The 18,465-nt window shown below is 69.3% G+C and carries 13 protein-coding genes; all 13 read right to left on the reverse strand.

What is annotated here, in order from left to right; all coding sequences use genetic code 11:
• Nucleotides 1–76: 76 nt before the first annotated feature.
• Entirely contained in the window at nucleotides 77–1,999 is a 1,923-nt protein-coding gene (gene typA, locus JJJ15_RS04855; RefSeq protein ID WP_106109712.1) for a translational GTPase TypA, read from the reverse strand.
• Nucleotides 2,000–2,352: 353 nt separating this feature from the next.
• Nucleotides 2,353–2,973 carry a hypothetical protein gene (locus tag JJJ15_RS04860; RefSeq protein ID WP_200511623.1) on the reverse strand — a complete coding sequence of 207 codons (621 nt, stop codon included), beginning with the start codon at nucleotides 2,971–2,973 and terminating at the stop codon, nucleotides 2,353–2,355.
• Between the two features lie 234 nt (nucleotides 2,974–3,207).
• The gene (locus JJJ15_RS04865) at nucleotides 3,208–4,881 is read right to left on the reverse strand and encodes an ABC transporter family substrate-binding protein (RefSeq protein WP_200511624.1); all 1,674 of its coding nucleotides are present in this window, start codon (nucleotides 4,879–4,881) and stop codon (nucleotides 3,208–3,210) included.
• Between the two features lie 217 nt (nucleotides 4,882–5,098).
• A complete protein-coding gene (locus JJJ15_RS04870) occupies nucleotides 5,099–5,704 on the reverse strand; it encodes an ABC transporter substrate-binding protein (RefSeq protein WP_200511625.1) in 606 nt (201 codons plus the stop codon).
• A gap of 27 nt (nucleotides 5,705–5,731) precedes the next feature.
• Nucleotides 5,732–7,903 (reverse strand): ABC transporter ATP-binding protein, encoded by a 2,172-nt coding sequence (locus JJJ15_RS04875; RefSeq protein ID WP_200511626.1) that lies wholly within the window; start codon nucleotides 7,901–7,903, stop codon nucleotides 5,732–5,734.
• Nucleotides 7,900–8,907, reverse strand: coding sequence for an ABC transporter permease (locus JJJ15_RS04880; protein ID WP_200511627.1), 1,008 nt, complete (start codon nucleotides 8,905–8,907; stop codon nucleotides 7,900–7,902). The genes JJJ15_RS04875 and JJJ15_RS04880 overlap by 4 nt, the downstream gene beginning before the upstream one ends.
• A 3-nt stretch (nucleotides 8,908–8,910) precedes the next feature.
• Nucleotides 8,911–9,870 (reverse strand): ABC transporter permease, encoded by a 960-nt coding sequence (locus JJJ15_RS04885; RefSeq protein WP_200511628.1) that lies wholly within the window; start codon nucleotides 9,868–9,870, stop codon nucleotides 8,911–8,913.
• Between the two features lie 330 nt (nucleotides 9,871–10,200).
• On the reverse strand, nucleotides 10,201–11,916 hold the full coding sequence (locus JJJ15_RS04890) for an ABC transporter ATP-binding protein (RefSeq protein WP_200511629.1): 1,716 nt from the start codon (nucleotides 11,914–11,916) through the stop codon (nucleotides 10,201–10,203).
• Entirely contained in the window at nucleotides 11,913–12,887 is a 975-nt protein-coding gene (locus JJJ15_RS04895) for an ABC transporter permease (protein WP_106109719.1), read from the reverse strand. Before JJJ15_RS04895 ends, JJJ15_RS04890 begins: the two co-directional genes overlap by 4 nt.
• Entirely contained in the window at nucleotides 12,880–13,806 is a 927-nt protein-coding gene (locus JJJ15_RS04900; RefSeq protein ID WP_106109720.1) for an ABC transporter permease, read from the reverse strand. Before JJJ15_RS04900 ends, JJJ15_RS04895 begins: the two co-directional genes overlap by 8 nt.
• A gap of 69 nt (nucleotides 13,807–13,875) precedes the next feature.
• Nucleotides 13,876–15,480, reverse strand: coding sequence for an ABC transporter substrate-binding protein (locus JJJ15_RS04905; RefSeq protein WP_200511630.1), 1,605 nt, complete (start codon nucleotides 15,478–15,480; stop codon nucleotides 13,876–13,878).
• A 468-nt stretch (nucleotides 15,481–15,948) separates the two neighbouring features.
• On the reverse strand, nucleotides 15,949–17,139 hold the full coding sequence (locus tag JJJ15_RS04910) for an MsnO8 family LLM class oxidoreductase (RefSeq protein ID WP_200511631.1): 1,191 nt from the start codon (nucleotides 17,137–17,139) through the stop codon (nucleotides 15,949–15,951).
• 579 nt (nucleotides 17,140–17,718) lie between these two features.
• Entirely contained in the window at nucleotides 17,719–18,279 is a 561-nt protein-coding gene (locus JJJ15_RS04915; protein WP_200511632.1) for a biotin transporter BioY, read from the reverse strand.
• Between the last annotated feature and the right edge of the window lie 186 nt (nucleotides 18,280–18,465).

Consider the following 18,465-nt stretch of genomic DNA (forward strand, 5'->3'; position numbering starts at 1 on the left):
TTCTCGGTCAGGGATCAAGAACTCTGGGTGTCCGGCTCAGGGCCGGGGGCGGGCCGGACGGGGCCGGGGGCGCCCGTCAGGCCCCGGCGCGGCGGCGCCTGGCATTGTCACGGAAACGCTCCTGGGCGCCCAGGATGACCTTGCGGATACGGATCGCCTCCGGGGTCACCTCCACGCACTCGTCGTCGGCGGCGAACTCCAGGGCCTCCTCCAGGGTGAGGTGGCGCGGCGGGGTCAGGGCCTCAAAGGCGTCGGCGGTGGAGGAGCGCATATTGGTCTGCTGCTTCTCACGGACCACGTTGACGTCCATGTCCTCGTCACGGGGGTTCTCCCCCACCACCTGCCCCTCGTAGGTCTCCTGGGTGGGCTCCACGAAGAAGGTGCCGCGGTCGGCCAGGCGGATGAGGGCGTAGGCGGTCACCGAGCCCGCGCGGTCCGAGACCAGGGAGCCGGTGGTCCGTGAGACGATCGGCCCCGCCCAGGGCTCGTAGCCCTCGGCGATGGAGGAGGCGATGCCGGTGCCCCGGGTCTCGGTGAGGAACTGGGTGCGCAGGCCGATCAGGCCGCGGGCCGGCACCAGGAACTCCATGCGGATCCACCCGGTGCCGTGGTTGGTCATGGTCTCCATACGCCCCTTGCGGGCGGCCATGAGCTGGGTGACGGCGCCCAGGTACTCCTCGGGGACGTCAATGGTCATGCGCTCCACCGGCTCGTGGCGGACGCCGTCAATGGTGCGGGTGACCACCTGGGGCCTGCCGACGGTGAGCTCAAAGCCCTCCCGCCGCATCTGCTCCACCAGGATCGCCAGGGCCAGCTCGCCGCGCCCCTGCACCTCCCAGGCGTCGGGGCGGGAGGTGGGCAGCACACGCAGGGAGACGTTGCCCACCAGCTCGCGGTCCAGACGGTCCTTGACCTGGCGGGCGGTGACCTTGGCGCCCTTGGTCCGCCCGGCCATGGGGGAGGTGTTAATGCCGATGGTCATGGAGATGGCGGGGTCGTCGACCCGGATGAGCGGCAGGGGCCGGGGGTCGTCCGGGTCCACCAGGGACTCGCCGATGGTGATGTCCTCGATACCGGCCACGGCCACGATGTCCCCGGCGTGGGCGGCCTCGGCGGGCTTGCGCTCCAGGCCCTCGGTCACCAGCAGCTCGGAGACGCGCGCGCTGACAATGCTGCCGTCGTGGCGGGCCCAGCCCACGGACTGGCCCTTGCGCAGGGTGCCGTTGTGGATGCGCAGCAGGGCCAGGCGGCCCAGGAAGGGGGAGGCGTCCAGGTTGGTGACGTGGGCCTGGAGGGGGGCGTCCTCGTCGTAGCTGGGGCCGGGAATGCGCTCGATAATGGTGCGGAAGAGGGGCTCCAGGTCCGGGCTGGCGGGCAGCTGGCCGTCGGCGGGGGCGGTGGTGTCGGCGCGGCGGGCCTTGGCGGAGGCGTAGATGACGGGCACGTCCAGGACGGCGTCCAGGTCGAGGTCGGGGTGCTCGTCGACCAGGTCACCGGCCAGGGCCAGGAGGAGGTCGGTGGTCTCGGAGACCACCTCGGCCAGGCGGGAGTCGGGGCGGTCCACCTTGTTGACCACCAGGATGACCGGGAGGTTGGCCGCCAGGGCCTTGCGCAGCACGAAGCGGGTCTGGGGCAGGGGCCCCTCGGAGGCGTCCACCAGCAGGACGACGCCGTCGACCATGGACAGCCCGCGCTCGACCTCCCCGCCGAAGTCGGCGTGACCGGGGGTGTCGATGACGTTAATGGTAATGCCCTCGGGGCACCCGGCCTCCACCGCGGCCGGACCCTGGTAGTGCACGGCGGTGTTCTTGGCGAGGATGGTAATGCCCTTCTCGCGCTCCAGCTCCCCGGAGTCCATGACCCGCTCGCCGGTGGACTCCGCGGTGGCCCGGGCCCCGAAGGCCCCGGCCTCCCAGAGCATGGCGTCAACGAGGGTGGTCTTGCCGTGGTCGACGTGGGCGACGATGGCAACGTTGCGCAGGTCCTGGCGCACGGTCATACGAGGTTCTTCCTCCATCTGATGGGGCGCCCTCGCTCCTGCGGCGCCGGACGGCGGCACAGCGGGCGACGGCGCACAACGTCTCCAGGGTAGTGGGCGCCCGTCCCGACCTGCTATGCCGGAGGCGACATCAGGCCTGTGCAGACTGTCACCACAGGGCGTGCGGCCAACACCACCGACAGGGCAGGCATGCCAGGACCCGGCTACCAAGCGGGCGCGCCCACCAGGCGTGCGCTGTGCGACCGGCGCGGGTTAGCGCTTCCCCTCAGCACGGGCCCTGCCAGCGCGAGGATCACGAACACCTTGCGGTTAGCGCCCCTCCTCGGCACGGGCCCTGCACCGCACGACGTCGCTCAGGTCAGGAGCGCTGCCGCCACCAGGACCAGGAGGAGCCCGCAGGCCCAGACCAGGGGCTGGTTGACCTGCACCCGCCTCTGCCCCTCGCCGACCTGACCGACCCGCTCCTGGTAGACCTCAATGAGGTCGGCGGCGCCCGAGGCGTCCAGGCTCACCGCGTGTACACCCTCACCGTCCAGGAGCTCCTCACGGACCACCCGGCTCCCCAGCAGGTCCGGGCGGCGGGCCGCCTCCGCGCGCGCGGCGTGGTCCATGTGGTAGCGCACCCCGGCGGCGATGCCGCCGCGGCGGGGGGCGGCGGCGACCTTGACACGGGTGGAGTCGTCCAGGATCACCTCCAGGCCCCAGCGGCCCCCGATGTGGGAGATCCTGGACCAGGGCACGAAGGTGGTGGTCCAGGCGTTGCGGACCACGAGCTCCTCGGGGGTCAGGCGCACCTCGGGGGCCCACCACAGGGTCCAGACGGCCAGGAGGAAACCGTAGCCGGTGGCCAGTGGGGGTGCAATGGCGTCTGGGCCGTCGGAGACGAGCAGGAGGGCCAGCAGGGCCAGGATGACCAGGGCGGCCAGGACGGCGCCGGTGCGGGCCAGCAGGGAGCGGACGATGACGGTGGGCACGCCCTCATCCTGCCACCGGTCCCGCTGGTGCGGGCGGAGGCGGCCACGGGCGCCTGGGCCGCCCCGCGCCTGACGGGTACGCCGACGTCGGCGCCTCACCGGCGCGAGCGGGTGGGCCGCCCCGCGCCTGACGGGCGCCCTTGGCCTCCCGCCTGGGACGGGAGGCCAAGGGCGCCCGGGTCAGCTGCGTCGCCTACCCGCACGGTACGGGCAGGGGGAGCCGGGAGGCCGGTCTCACTGGTCGACGTAGCCGATGTCCTGCGCCCGGAAGCTCGCCAGCCCCATGGCACCGAAGTTCACCAGGCCCTTGGGGACGGCGGTGAGCTGCATGCGCTCGTACAGGGGGTAGTTGTAGACGTTCTCCCAGATGAGCGCGTCCACCTTGTTGGTCAGCTCAATGCGCTTGGTCTGGTCCATCTCGACGTCGATCTGGGCGATGAGCGCGTCCACCTCCGGGATGTCGGCGTCGGAGTAGTTGGACTCCGAGCCCTTGCCGTAGATCTGGCCGACGTTGTTCATGGGGTACGGGGTCCCCTGCCAGGTCATGGCCGAGATCTCGTAGTTCCCCGGGACGAGGAACTCGCTGAAGAACTTATTGGTGTCCACCGTGACCGGCTCCAGGGTGATGCCGACCTCGGCCAGCTGGGACTGGAGGAGACCCTGCTCGTTCTCAGTGGTGGGCGTGCTCTGCGGGATGGTGAAGTTGATCTTGAGGGGCTGGCCGGCCTTCTCGCGGGTCCCGTTGGCACCTACCGTCCAGCCCGCCTCGTCCAGGAGCTTCTTGGCAGCCTCGGGGTCGTAGGACCAGGGGCCGGAGTTGTCCTGGTAGCCCGTCTGGCTGGGCATGAAGAAGCGGTTGCCCAGCAGGACCTTGGAGACGTCCACCGGGAGCCCGGCCAGGTCCGACTTGGCAATGGCCTCGCGGTTGGTGGCGCGCATGAGGGCCTGGCGGACCTTGACGTCGGCCAGGATCCCGTTGGCCGCGTTAATGGTGAAGCAGCGCCACTGGAGGCCGAAGTTGCCTCGGATAACGGCGTCGGAGCGGGTCAGGGCCTGCTTGTAGACGTCGGAGGAGATAATGTAGTCAATGACGTCGATCTCCTTGTTGGCGAAGGCGGTGGCCTCCCCGGAGGAGTCCAGGACCCGGAAGGTCACCTTGTCCAGCTTGGGGGCCGCACCCCACCACCTCTCGTTGGGGACCAGGGTCGCGATCTGGGCGGCGTCGTCCCAGGAGTCGACCTTGAACGGGCCGGAGAAGTAGTCGTTGTTGAAGGTGGAGACCATGGCGGTGTTAAAGGTCTCCGCGTCCTTCATCAGCTCGGTCGGCTGGCAGCCAGAGATGACGTTGCTCCAGTCGGGGTAGGTGCTCTCGAAGACGACCTTGAACTTGGCGTCGGTCTCCTTCTCGACCTTCTCCACCAGCTTAATGCCGTCCGTGGAGGCGAAGCGGTAGTTGGTGTCCTTGGCAGCGGCGTAGGAGGCAGCGAAGTCGTCCGCGCTGATCTGGCGACCCGAGCCCCACACGGCCTTCTCGTTGAGCACCACGTCCACGACGGTCTTGCCGTCCACCTCGCTGGCCTTCGCCGAGACAATGAAGTCGGGGTTGGGGGTGGGGGTCCCGTCGTCGGCGTACTCAAAGAAGAACGGGCTGACGAAGTGCATGAGCATACGCAGGTCGACGCCGTTGCCGTCCACGTGGGAGGCGTTCCAGTTGGTGATCTTGGAGGTCATGCCGAACCGGAGCTCACCACCCTGCTTGACCTGGTCGTGCTCTACCTTCTGCATGGCGGCGGCGGCGGTGGGGACGGCGTCCCCCGCCGTGGAGGTCTCCTTGGCGCAGGCGGCCAGGGCGAGGAGGGCGGCGGTGGAGGCGGCTCCACCGAGGAAGAGACGGCGGTTGATCATCATGGGGTCTCCGACTTTCCGGGATTCTGTAAAGAGGGACACAACCCATAATACATATTTATACGTTACACGCGGGAAATATTTCACATACTGGACACATGCCGTCCAGTCAGTAGACCGGGGTCACACAGAGGGCGGCGATGTGGTAGCGCGTCTCAGGCGCGCTACCACATCGCCTACAGCCCGGCGCGGTCGTCCTGCCGCGGCTCGGCCCACCGGCTCACTCGGAGAGGTAGCCCACGTCCTCCGGCCGGAAGGAACCCAGGCCCACCGCACCGAAGTTGACCAGCTTCCTGGGCACCGCGGTGAGCTGGACCCGGTTGTAGATCGGGATGTTGAAGACGTTCTCCCACACCAGGACGTCGATCTGGGTGGCGATCTTGAGCCGCTCCTCATTGGTCTGGGCGGTGTTGGCCTGCGTGACGAGCGAGTCGATCTCGGGCACGGAGATCTTGGAGTAGTTCGAGCCCCCGGTGGAGGAGTAGACCTGCCCCAGGTTGCCTATGGGGTACTGGGTCCCGAGCCAGGTGAAGCCCGTGATCTCGAAGTTGGACTTGCGGACGTACTCGGTCTGGAACTTGTCGGTGTCCACCCCGTCGAGCGTCAGGGTGATGCCGACCTCGGCCAGCTGGGACTGGAGGAGCCCGGCCTCGTTCTCGGTGGTGGGCACCCCCTGGGGCAAGGTGAACCTCAGGCTCAGCTTCTGGCCGTCCTTCTCGCGGATCCCGTCGGCGCCCACCGTCCAGCCCGCCTCGTCCAGGAGCTTCTTGGCGGCCTCGGGGTCGTAGGACCAGGGGCCGGCGTCGTCCTGGCAGGCGGGAACCACGGTGTCCGGGCCAGGACGACGTCGGGCTCAGAACACGGCGGTCTGCTGGGGGTAGTAGCAGGCTACCTGATGGTCGTCGCCCATGGAGGTGTGCTCGGGCATGGCCCCCAGGCAGCGGCTCCGCTGCTCCTCGTTGAGGGTGAGGAAGAGCTGGCAGCGGGTGTGGAAGCGGCAGCCCGAGGGCGGGTTGGCTGGGCTGGGCAGGTCGCCCTTGAGGATGATACGGCTGCGGGTACGCTCCTTGGCCGGGTCCGGGATGGGGATGGCCGAGAGCAGGGCCTGGGTGTAGGGGTGGGCCGGGGCCTCGAAGATGGTGTCCACGTCACCCACCTCGACGATCTTGCCCAGGTACATGACGGCCACCCGGTCGGCGATGTGCCGCACCACGGACAGGTCGTGGGCCACGAACAGGTAGCTCAGCCGCATGGTGGCGCGCAGCTCGTCCAGGAGGTTAATGACGCCGGCCTGGATGGACACGTCCAGGGCGGAGACCGGCTCGTCCAGGACCAGGAGCTTGGGCTCCAGGGCCAGGGCCCGGGCGATGCCAATGCGCTGGCGCTGGCCGCCGGAGAAGTTGCGCGGGTAGCGGTTGGCGTGGCTGGGCTCCAGGCCCACCAGGGCCATGAGCTCCTCCACGCGCGGGGCGATGTCCGCCTTCTTCCAGCCGTTGTGCCGCAGCGGCTCGGCGATAATGTCGTAGATCGGCAGGCGCGGGTCCAGGGAGGCCATGGGGTCCTGGAACACGATCTGCAGGTCCTGGCGGACCTTCCTGCGCTCGTTGCGGGTGATCTCCCGGGAGTCCCGGCCCAGGACCACAATGGTGCCCGACTGGGGGGCGCTCAGGGAGAGCACCTCCATGAGGGTAGTGGTCTTGCCGCAGCCGGACTCCCCTACCAGGGCCAGGGTCTCCCCCTCGCGGATGTCGAAGGAGATGCCGTCGACCGCGTGGACCGTGCCCACGCGGCGCTTGAAGACGGCACCCTTCATGAGCGGGAACTCCTTGACCAGGTCCGTGGCGCGCAGGACCTCCTGGCGCTCGGCGTGGGGGACGCTGAGGGCGTCCGGGGTCTTGAGCGCGGGTACCGGGAAGATCCGGGTGCGGTCCACCTGCCCGGAGCTGATCTCCTGGGTGCGGCGGCAGGCGGCGGTGTGCCGGCGGGTGACCTGGGCCCCGGGGTCGGGGGCCTGGTCCCCGACCCCGGACACCACGGTCAGGTCCGGCTCGGAGGCGCGGCAGGCGTCCTCGGCCATGGGGCAGCGGGGGGCAAAGGGGCAGCCCGGCGGCAGAGCCAGCAGGGAGGGCGGGTTGCCCTCCAGGGTGGCCAGGGCGGAGTCCTTGCGTGCGTCCAGGCGTGGCAGGGCCCCCAGCAGGCCGACGGTGTAGGGCATGGCCGGGTGGTAGAAGATCTCGTCCACGGTGCCGGTCTCCACAATGCGTCCGGCGTACATGACCGCCACCCGGTCGGCCATGCCCGCCACCACGCCCAGGTCGTGGGTGATCATAATGACCCCGGCACCGGTCTCCTTCTGGGCGGTGCGCAGCACGTCGAGGATCTGGGCCTGGATGGTCACGTCCAGGGCGGTGGTGGGCTCGTCGGCGATAATGAGGTCCGGGTTGTTGGCGATGGCGATGGCGATCACGGCACGCTGGCGCATGCCGCCGCTGAACTCGTGGGGGTAGGCCTTGGCACGCACGGTCGGGTTGGGGATGCCCACCAGGTCCAGCAGCTCGACAGCGCGCTCCCAGGCCTTGTCACCGCTCATCTTCTCGTCGTGGATCCTCAGGGCCTCGACGATCTGCTGACCCACCGTGTAGACGGGGGTGAGGGCGGACAGGGGGTCCTGGAAGACCATGGAGAGCTGGACGCCCCGGATCCGCGACATGTAGGCGTCGGAGCGCCCCAGGATCTCGGTGCCGTGCAGGGTGATGGAGCCGCTGACGTCGGCCGACTCGTCAAGCAGCCCCATGACCGCCGTGGAGGTCACGGACTTACCCGACCCGGACTCCCCCACCAGGGCCAGGACCTCGCCACGGGCCACGGACAGGTTGACACCGCGCACGGCGTCCACCCGCCCGTCCTCGGAGGGGAAGCTCACCCGCAGGTCGGTGACCTCCAGCAGCGGGGCGTCGGAGGCGGGGTCGGGCAGCGCGTCGCTGGCGAAGGCCGGGGCCTTGGGGTTCTTGGTACGGCGGCTCATGCCTTGCCTCCAGACTTGGACGAGGGGTCGATGGCGTCACGCAGGCCGTCACCCATGAAGTTGACGCACAGCAGCATGGTGACCAGCACCGTGGCGGGCGCCAGGAAGATCCAGGGCGAGGTGGTGGCGGCACGCTGCCCCTCGGCAATGAGCGTACCCAGGGACGTGTTCGGCGTCTGCACCCCGAAGCCGAAGTAGGACAGGGTCGTCTCGCTCAGGACCGCGTAGGCCACGTTGAGGGTGGCGTCCACAATGAGCAGGGAGGCGATATTGGGGATAATGTGCCGCCCGATCACGACGGCGCTGGGCACGTTCATGAAACGGGCCGCCTGGACGTAGTCGAGGTTCTTCACGCTCAGGGTCAGGGAGCGCACCACGCGGGCGGTCAGCATCCAGCCGAACCCCGCCAGCAGGACGATGAACAGGGTGACCGACCCCTTGGAGGCACCCGCCTTCTGGGACAGGATGGCGATAATGAGGAAGGAGGGAACCACCAGGAGCAGGTCGGTGAACCACAGGGCCACCTTCTCCCACCGGCCGCCGAAGTACGCCGCCGAGCTGCCCACCACCGCCGCGATGGAGGTCTGGAGGAGGGCCACGCAGATGCCGATGAGCATGGACTTGCGGGTGCCCTCCACGGTCATGGCGAACACGTCGCGCCCGCCCTGGGTGGTGCCGAGCCAGTGGGCGGCGCTGGGGGGCTGGAGGAACTCGCTGGAGACGTCGCGGTACCCCCAGGGGCTGATACTGGCGCCGAAGACCGCGAAGCACAGGACCAGGACCAGGCCGACGGCGCCGGCCACGGCGGAGCGGTTGCGCAGGAAGCGTCGCAGGATGATCTGGGCACGGCCCAGGCGCTTGGACTCCTTGGGGTTGGAGGTCAGCGGCTCGGAGGTGTCACGGGTCTCGGCGGGGGCGTTGCCGAGCTGCTCGGCGCTGGCCGAGGCGACGGCGTTGGCACCCGAGCGCGACAGGACACTGCGGTCAGGGGTCTTGCTCGCCATGGGTCAGCTCACTCTCACTCGGGGGTCGACGACCGCCACGAAGACGTCCGACAGCAGCGCCCCGGTGAGGGTGCACAGCCCGGAGAAGGCCACCACGGCGGCGGTCCCGTTGATGTCGTACTGGGAGATGGCGTCGACGGAGTACTCCCCGATACCGTGCCAGCCGTAGACACGCTCGGTAATGGTGGCCCCGGTGAACAGGCCGGCCAGGGCGAAGGCGAAGTAGGTGGCCATGGGGATCAGGGCGGTGCGCAGGGCGTGCCGGGTCACCGCCCGGCGCTTGACCAGCCCCTTGGCCCGGGCGGTACGCACGTAGTCCGCCCCCAGGGTGTCCAGCATGAGGTTGCGCTGGTAGCGCGAGTAGCTCGCGAGCATTCCCAGGGACATGGAGATGGTGGGCAGCAGCAGGTGCTGGGCGCGCCCGGCGAACCCCGAGCCCTCGCCGGAGAATTCGAAGATGTGGTAGCCGGTACCGTTGTTGACGCGCACCGCGATGACCTGCAGGAGGATCGCGATGACCATGGCGGGGGTGGAGATAATGAGCATCGAGACCAGGGAGACCACCCGGTCCGTGACGGTGTACTGCTTGGTGGCGGTCCAGGCCCCCAGGGCGACGCCGCCCAGCAGGCCGATGGTGGCCCCCAGGACCACCAGGCGCAGCGACACGAAGGCCCGTACGGCGATGACGTCGTTAATGACCTCGCCCTTGGGGGAGTACCCCCAGTCCCAGTGCAGGAAGACGTTCTGGAGCCAGGTGACGTAGCGGTCCCAGACCGGCATGTCGTGGGCGATGTTGTAGCTCACGAGGTTGTCGTGGATGGCAGCCCAGTTGAGCTTGGGGTCCTGGATGTTCCACAGGTTGGACGGATCCATGGAGTACGAGGCCATGATGTAGGCCATAGAGGTCGCTATGAACAGCAGTATCGCGTAGTTCGCGATCCGCCTGGCTAGGTAGGGGAGCATAGGGTCTTCTCTTCCGGTTCTCCCGCCTGACGTCGCCGTCGGCAACGAGGCGGCCGGGCGGGTGCGGACACCTCCGTCCCGGCCAGCCCCACACAGGGCAGACCAGGTACAGGACTGAGGTGAGAATACCCGGAGACGGGCACCAGGCTGTAACATGAGCGGCCGGTCATGTCACAGCGGGGTCGCGAACGGTGGGCACAGCCCCGCAGCGACCCGCATACGGCACCCCGTACGTGACCGAAAACACGGCGTCATTATCCTGCGGAGGGCCCCGGCACCCGCACGGGCAGGCCCGGCTGGCAGCTGCGGCTGACCGGCCCTGCGCGGGCCCTAGGCGGCGTCGCGGTAGAGGTCGATACCGGCACCGGGCACGGCGGCAATGAGCCGCTGGGTGTACTCCTGGCGCGGGTTGGCGAACAGCTCGTCGCTGGGCCCGGACTCCACGACCTTCCCCTTCTCCATGACCACGACGTCGTCGGCCAGCAGCCGTACCACCGCCAGGTCGTGGGTAATGAACAGGTAGCTCAGCCCCAGCTCGGACTGCAGGTTGGACAGCAGCATGAGGATCTGGGACTGCACCAGCACGTCCAGGGCGGAGACGGCCTCGTCCAGGACCACCACCTCGGGGCGCAGGGCCAGGGCCCGGGCCACGGCCACGCGCTGGCGCTGGCCCCCGGAGAGCTCCCCGGGGTAGCGGCGCATGGCCGAGCGGGGCAGGGCCACCATGTCCAGCAGCTCGGCCACCCGGGCCTCACGCTCCTTGCGCGAGCCCACCTGGTGCACCCGCAGGGGCTCCTCGACCGAGCTGAACACCGAGCGCATGGGGTCCAGGGAGCCGTAGGGGTTCTGGAACACCGGCTGGAGGCGACGGCGCAGCGCGAAGAGATCGGCCTTTCCCAGCGTGGACAGGTCGGTGCCGTGGTGGTAGACCTTGCCCGAGGTGGGGTCAATGAGGTTGAGGACAATGTTGGCCACCGTGGACTTCCCGCTGCCGGACTCCCCCACCAGGGCCAGGGTGGTGCCCTCGCGCAGGGTGAAGGAGACGTCGTCCACGGCCTTGAGCTCCTTGGCCTTCCCCTTGGCGCCGCGCACGCTGAAGACCTTGGTCAGGTTCTCCACGCGGATGACGGCGTCGGTGGCTGTGGCCCCCAGCCCGGCCCCCAGGAGCTCGTCCTCGGTGACCTTAATGCCCCGGGCGTGGGCGGCCTCAATACGCTGGGAGGCCAGCGAGGGCGCGGCCTGCACCAGGCGCCTGGTGTAGGGGTGGCGGGGCTCCTGGAGGATCTCCAGGCTGGGCCCGGACTCCACCACCCGCCCGCGGTGCATGACCACCAGGTGCTCGGCCCTCTCGGCGGCCAGGCCCAGGTCGTGGGTGATAAAGAGCATGGCGGTGCCCTGCTCGCGGGTCAGGGACTGGAGGTGGTCCAGGATGACCCGCTGGACGGTGACGTCCAGGGCGGAGGTGGGCTCGTCGGCAATGAGGAGGCTGGGGTGGGCCGCCATGCCGATGGCAATGAGGGCCCGCTGGCGCATGCCGCCGGAGAACTCGTGGGGGTACTGCCTGGCGCGGTGGGCGGCGTCGGGCAGTCCGGCCTGCGTGAGCAGGTCCAGGACCTTCTGGTCCATCTCCTTGCCGGGCACCACGTTGTTGGCCCGCAGCGCCTCCTTGACCTGGTAGCCGATGGACCACACGGGGTTGAGGTTGCTCATGGGGTCCTGGGGGACCAGGCCGATACGGGACCCGCGCAGCGCGGTCATCTCCTTGTCCCGCAGGTGGGCGACGTCCCGGCCCTCGAAGAGGATCTGCCCGCCGGTGACCCGCCCGGTGCCGGGCAGCAGTCCGATGACGGCGTGGGCCATGGTGGACTTGCCGCTGCCGGACTCCCCCACCACGGCCACCGACTGGCCGGGGTAGATGGTCAGGTTGGCGCCCCTGACCGCGGGGACCATGCCGGTGGAGGAGCGGAAGGCGACGTCCAGGTCGCGGATCTGGAGCAGGGGGGCCGGGGCGGGCCGGGCGGCGCGGGAGTCAGGCGTGGTGCTCATTGCTTCCTCGTCTTGGGGTCCAGGGCGTCGCGTACGGCGTCGCCCATCATAATGAAGCCCAGGACCGTCAGCGCCAGGGCCCCGGCCGGGTAGAACAGGATGTGGGGGGCGGTGCGCATTGAGTCCTTGGCCGCCGAGATGTCAGCACCCCAGGAGACGACGCTGGCGGGCAGGCCGATCCCCAGGAAGGACATGGTGGCCTCGGCCACGATGTAGGAGCCCAGGGAGACGGTGGCGGTGACAATGATCGGGGCGGCGGCGTTGGGGACGATGTGGCGTGCCAGGGTCGCCCAGCGACCGGCCCCCAGGGCGATGGAGGCGGTGACGAACTCGTCGTTCTTGATCCCCATGACGGCGCCCCGGGCAATGCGTGCGATCTGGGGCCAGCCGAATATCCCCAGGACCAGCACCACGGTGAAGATGGAGCGGTGGGTCTTGAACATGCTCATCACCACGATGGCCGCCAGCATAAAGGGGATGGCGAAGAAGATGTCGGTCATGCGCGACAGGAGGGAGTCGAACCAGCCCCCGAAGTACCCGGCGATCGTGCCCACGAGGGAGCCCAGGACCACCACCAGGAAGGTGGTGAGGATGCCCACGCTCACCGAGGCGCGCGCCCCGTGGACGGTGCGGGCGAAGATGTCGCAGCCCTGCAGGTCGAAGCCGAAGGGGTGCCCGGAGCGGGGTGGGGCCAGGGAGTCGTCCAGGATGCAGGATGTCGGGTCCGTGCGGGCCAGCAGGCCGGGGACGAGCGCCAGGACCACGGCCCCGGTAATGAGCAGGGCGGCGACCCAGAACAGGGGCCGACGGCGTAGGACCTTCCAGGCCTCGCCCCACATGGAGGAGGGGGCGGACTCGTCGGCCACGGCGTCCACGGCGCCCAGGCCGGTCTCGTCGGTGTCGGAGACGAAGCGTTCCTGGCCGGGCAGCGGTTCCCGCCCGGCAGGGCGGGTGGTGGGGGTCTCAGGCATAGCGGATCCTCGGGTCGAGGGCGGCGTAGAGCAGGTCTACGAGCAGGTTGGAGACGATAAAGACGAGGATGAGGACGGTGGTGAAGGAGACCACCGTGGATCCCTGCCCCTGGGTGATCGCCTTGTAGAGGGTGCCACCCACGCCGTGGATGTTGAAGATGCCCTCGGTGACAATGGCCCCGCCCATGAGGGCCCCCAGGTCGGCCCCCAGGAAGGTGACCACCGGGATGAGGGAGTTGCGCAGGACGTGGTGGGTGGCCACGCGGGTGCGCCCCAGGCCCTTGGCGCGGGCGGTGCGCACGTGGTCGGCCCCCAGGTTCTCACTGACCTCCGTGCGCGTCAGGCGCAGCACGTAGGCGAAGGACACGGCCGAGAGCACGATCGCGGGCATGAGCAGGTCCGTGACGCCGGGGCTGGAGCCCGCCGTCACCGGCAGCCACCCCGCCTTGATGCCGACGAGGAACTGCATGACGAAGCCGGTGACGAAGGTCGGCACGGCGATCACGGTCAGGGAGACCACCAGCACGGTGGCGTCAAAGAACCCGCCACGGCGCAGGCCCGCCAGGGTCCCCACCACGACGCCCAGGACGCCCTCGATGACCAGGGCCATGAGGGAGAGCTTGATGGTCACCGGGAAGGCCTGGGCCATGACCTGGGTGACGGGCTGGTGGGAGAAGGTGGTGCCGAAGTCGCCCACCAGGATGCCCTTGAGGTAGAGCAGGTACTGGGTGAGGAAGGGCTGGTCGAGGTGGTACTGGGCGCGAAGCTGGGCGATGACGGCCGGTGACAGGTTGCGTTCCCCGGCCAGGGCCGCCACGGGGTCCCCGGGCATGGCGAAGACCATGGCGTAGATCAGGAAGGTCGCGCCGAGGAAGACGGGAATGACCTGGAGGAGTCTGCGCCCGATATAGCGGAGCATGAGGGTTCCTTCTGGTGGTGGTGACGCGGGCCGGGGGCGGTGGCCCGTGTGCCACCGCCCCCGTAGGCGTCAGTCCTTGGTGACGGCGTGGTACAGCGGGGCAGAGTTCCAGCCGAACTCCACGTTGCTGACCTTGGTGGAGTGCCCGCCGAAGCCGTTCTGGTACCACAGCGGGATGGCCGGCAGGTCCGCGAACAGGAGCGTCTGGGCCTTCTGGTACAGGGTGGTGGCCTGGGTCTGGTCGGCGGTCTGGGCCGCCTGGTCCAGGAGGGCGTCGAACTCGGGGTTGGAGTACTGGGCGTCGTTGGAGCCGGCACCGGTGCGGTAGACCATATTGAGGAAGTTGCCCATGGACGGGTAGTCGCCCTGCCACCCGGCGCGGAAGCCCGAGGTGAGGGTGTGGGCGGTGACGTCGGCGCGAAGCTCCTTGAAGGTGGGGTAGGGGTTGCCGGCGGCCTCGATACCCAGAACCGTCTTGATGGAGTTGCACACGGCGTCGACCCAGGTCTTGTGCGGGCCGTCGGCGTTGTAGGCAATGCTGAAGGAGCCGGTGAAGGGGCTGATGGCCTCGGCCTGGGCCCAGGCCTCCTTGGCTGCGGTCGCGTCGAAGGTGAGGACCTCGTTGCCCGGCACCTTGTCGCTCCAGCCGCTAATGACCGGGGAGGTGAAGTCGGAGGCGGGGGTGCGCGTGGAGTAGTAGAGGGTGTCGCAGATCTTCTTGCGGTCGATCGCCAGGGACAGGGCCTTGCGGCGCAGGCGCCCCTCCTCGTCCATCTTGAAGTGCTCCGAGCCCACGTCGATGGTGAAGCACTGGATGACGGCGCCGGGCTGGTTAATGGCCCGGTCCCCCAGGTCGTCCTTAAAGGTGGCCAGGGCCGAGTCCGGGATGGCGTCAATGACGTCGAGGGAGTCGGACTGGAGGTCCGCGTAACCGGACTCGTAGGTGGTGTAGAACACGAAGCTGACGCCCTTGTTGGCGGCCTTGCGCGGGCCGGAGTACTTCTCGTTGGGAACCAGCTCACAGCGTTCGTTGTGGGTCCAGGAGGACAGGGAGTAGGGGCCGTTGCCCACCGGCTTCTGGCCGAAGGCCTCCATGTCCGCGTAGGCGGACTCCGGCAGCGGGTAGAAGGCGGAGTAGCCCAGGCTGAGCAGGAAGTCGGACTGGGGCGCCTTGAGGGTGATGGTGAACTCGGTGTCGGAGACCTTCTTCAGGCCGGTGAGCTCGGAGTCGGTGTCGTAGGAGAAGCCCTCGATGGGCTCGAAGAAGGCGCTGGACAGGTGGGCGTGGGACTTCAGGGCGCCGTAGTTCCAGGCCTTGATGAAGGAGTCGGAGGTCACCGGGGTGCCGTCGGAGAAGGTCCAGCCCTCGTTGAGGGTGACGGTGAAGGTCTGGCTGTCCTGGGTGGTGACGTCCTTGGCGACCTCGTTGACCAGGGCCCCGTGGGCGTCGTAGGAGTACAGGCCGGCGAAGATCAGGTCGATAATGCGCCCGCCCCCGACCTCGTTGGTGTTGGTGGGGATCAGGGGGTTCTGGGGCTCGGTGTCGTAGGCGGTGACAATGCCGTCACCTCCCTTGGAGGTGGTGTCGGAGGAGCAGGCGGCGAGCGCTGCGAGGGCGGCCGTCGAGATGACGCCGGCTCCGAAGGCCCGACGGGACAGGATGAGTCTGTTCATGAGGAACTCCCACGGGAAGGGGCGTTGACGCCCGGAGGACGGGGCGCCCATCGCAGGAGGTGGTCAGTGGCACACCAACGCATACACATACACTCATGCGAATGGACGGCTGGCACTGTACCCCATGGAGCCGCCGGACGCGCGCACCGTCTTACCCTGTGGTCACACGGTTCCCCGCCAGCCCGGCGACGCACAGCGTTTACGCAGGTCAGAATACTTTCATTGGCTGCTGTGAAGAGAGCGATCCGAACCCTAAGGTCCCGGTGACAGGTGTGGAGGGAGGCTTCCTGGGCGTGGTGGCGGACTGTGTTTCAGGTAGCGAGCTGGGTTTTAAGTGGTAGGTTTATTTTTAGGTAATGGGTCTGGGTTTTAGATAGTAGGTTGTGCTTTAGATGGTAGACTGGGTTTTAGACGGCAGCGTCCTGGGCCTTACCAGGCGCCCTGGGCCCCAGGCGGTGAGCCCAGGTCTTACCAGGCGGCGGCCAGCAGCTCGTAGGAGCGACGTCGTAGCAGCGGGTCGTGCACGGTGGTCACCACGAGGAGCTCGTCCAGGTCCCAGCGACGCACCAGGGCCCGCAGCCGGGGAACCACCTCCTGGGGAGCGCCCACGAAGGACAACGCCATGGAGGACTCCACCGTGCGCTCCCGCCCCGGCACCAGGGCGCGCCACGCCTCCAGGTCCGACGTCGGCGGGTCCAAGGGTCCGGGACGCCCACCGACGACCCGCGCCGCGGCGGTCATGGCGGTCGTGAAAAGACGCTGCGCCTCCTGGCACGTGGGGGCCAGGACGACATTGACGGCCGCGGCGACCCGGGGCCGGACCGGCTGGGGGGCGTCGGCCAGGACCGAGCGGTAGGTGGTCATGGCGGCCTCGGCCTGGGAGGGGGCGAAGTGCGAGGCGACGGCAAAGGGAAGCCGCATCTCACCGGCCACCCGCGCCCCGGTCACCGAGGATCCCAGGATCCAGGTCTGGGGGCTGGTGCCCTCCCCGGGGAGGGCGCGTACCACGGTCGGCTCCAGACAGGCCGGGGGCAGAGAGGAGGTCTGCGGTCTGTCCTGCTTGTCTGCCTGTGGGTCGATTTGCTGGTTTGACGGTGCATTAGCCCGTAAATGGGTCCGTCTGTCTACCCGTGGATTGGTTTGTGAGCCCGTCTGCACCCCACCGGCTGACGGGGCAGGTCGCGCGGGCCGGAGGGAGCCGGGGACGGCGGCGTCGGCGTCGGGCCCGGGGCCGAGGTAGCCCAGGATCTCACGGACCTCGTCGGCGAAACGACGGGGGTCGGCGGACCGCCGCCGCAGGGCGCGGGCGGTGACGGCGTCGGTGCCGGGGGCGCGCCCCAGGCCCAGGGCAACGCGGCCCGGGTAGAGCAGGGCCAGGGTCCCCACCTGCTCGGCGACGACCAGGGGGGCGTGGTTAGGGAGCATAATGCCGCCGCTGGCGACGCCGATCCGCTCGGTGGCGGCCAGGACCTGCCCCATGAGGATGGTCGTGGCACTGGCCAGGTAGGTGGTGGAGCCGTGGTGCTCGCCGAGCCAGTAGCGCGTGTACCCCGCGGCGTCGGCGGTGCGTGCCAGGGCGACCATGTCACCCAGGGCCTGGGCGCGGCTGCGACCGGCGGGGACAGGGACGAGGTCCATGACGGACAGGGCGACGCTCATGGTCGCAGCCTACGGCTCCCGCAGGATCACCGGTGCCAGTACCGACGTAACAGTTCCAACCGCCCTTACGCGGACGGCCCGGACTGTCCTACACCACCAGGGGCTTGCTGCCGAAACCACCTTTGCGCGGACGGCCCGGACGAGCACCCCCGACCTCGTCAAGCCCAACCTCCCAGCCGCTCCGCGGGACGGCCCAGACGAGGAGCAGCCGCCGGCCACCGTCGCGAGTCCCGGCCGTCCCGGCGCGGAGAGCCCTGGCAGCGCGGAGGGACGGCTCGAGCCCGCCTTGTGCGGACGAGCCTGGTGTGTGCGCACACCCTCAGAGGCGGCAGGACTCGAACCCACCTTGTGCGGACGAGCCCTCACAGGAGTGCTGCCGCGTCACCCGGGTAGATGACACGGCAGCGTCGGGGAGCGGGGACCGGGATGGGGCGGGGTCTTGGGACCGGCACCGTGGGTGCCCCGGAGCCTCAGCGGGTGCGGGCCACAGGCCGACGGGACGTCGGAGGACCGGTGGGGTCGGTGCGTCCGGGCGGTCCTGACCTCCTGGAGCTGAGGCGGGCGCGACCGCGCGGGGGCCTAGGCATGACGGGAGGGCAGGATCGTGGCGGCCAGGGACTTGCAGATGTCGCCCACCAGGAAGGGGACGGCACCCAGGGTGAAGGCCGCGCCCAGGGTCAGGCCCTTGGCGTAGGCGAGCCACAGGACGCCGGGCACGTAGACGGCCACGGAGGCCAGGAGCATGAGCCCCAGGCGGGCGGGCAGGCGGCGGCCCGGGGCGGTAGCGGTCCCCGCCACGACGGCGACCAGGACGTAGCCCAGGACGTAGCCGAAGGTGGCGGTCACCCCGCTGGTCCAGCCGTGGAGCACCGGGGCGCCAGCGGCGGCCAGGCCCGCCAGGAGCAGGGCGGAGGCCGCTCCGCGCCGGGAGCCCAGAAGGCCGCCGACGCCGAGGACCGCGAGGGTTCCCAGGGTGACCGGGACAGGCGTAAAGGGCAGGGGGACCGCGAGCTGGCCCAGGAGGGCGATCGCAGCGGTTCCGGCTGCCACCAGGACGGCGTCGCGCCCCAGAGCTCGGACGCGCAGGGCGGCGCGAGAAGGAGCGGCCGCAGCGACCTCGTTGAGGGGATGTGTCGTCATGCACTCACCATAGACAGACAGCGTGCGTTACCGGAACTCCGGTTCTCCCCCGTGATAAGGGCGTTATTTTGTGCCTTTCCTCTAACCTATAGGGTTCTTTCACGAGAACCAGGAGACTATGAGGCGCGGCCTCAGGGCGGACGCCTGTGCCGCATACGGCCCGGACACCAGGACGTCCCGGACCGG

Source organism: Actinomyces sp. HMT897, from assembly GCF_016626125.1.
Taxonomy (GTDB): Bacteria; Actinomycetota; Actinomycetes; order Actinomycetales; family Actinomycetaceae; genus Actinomyces.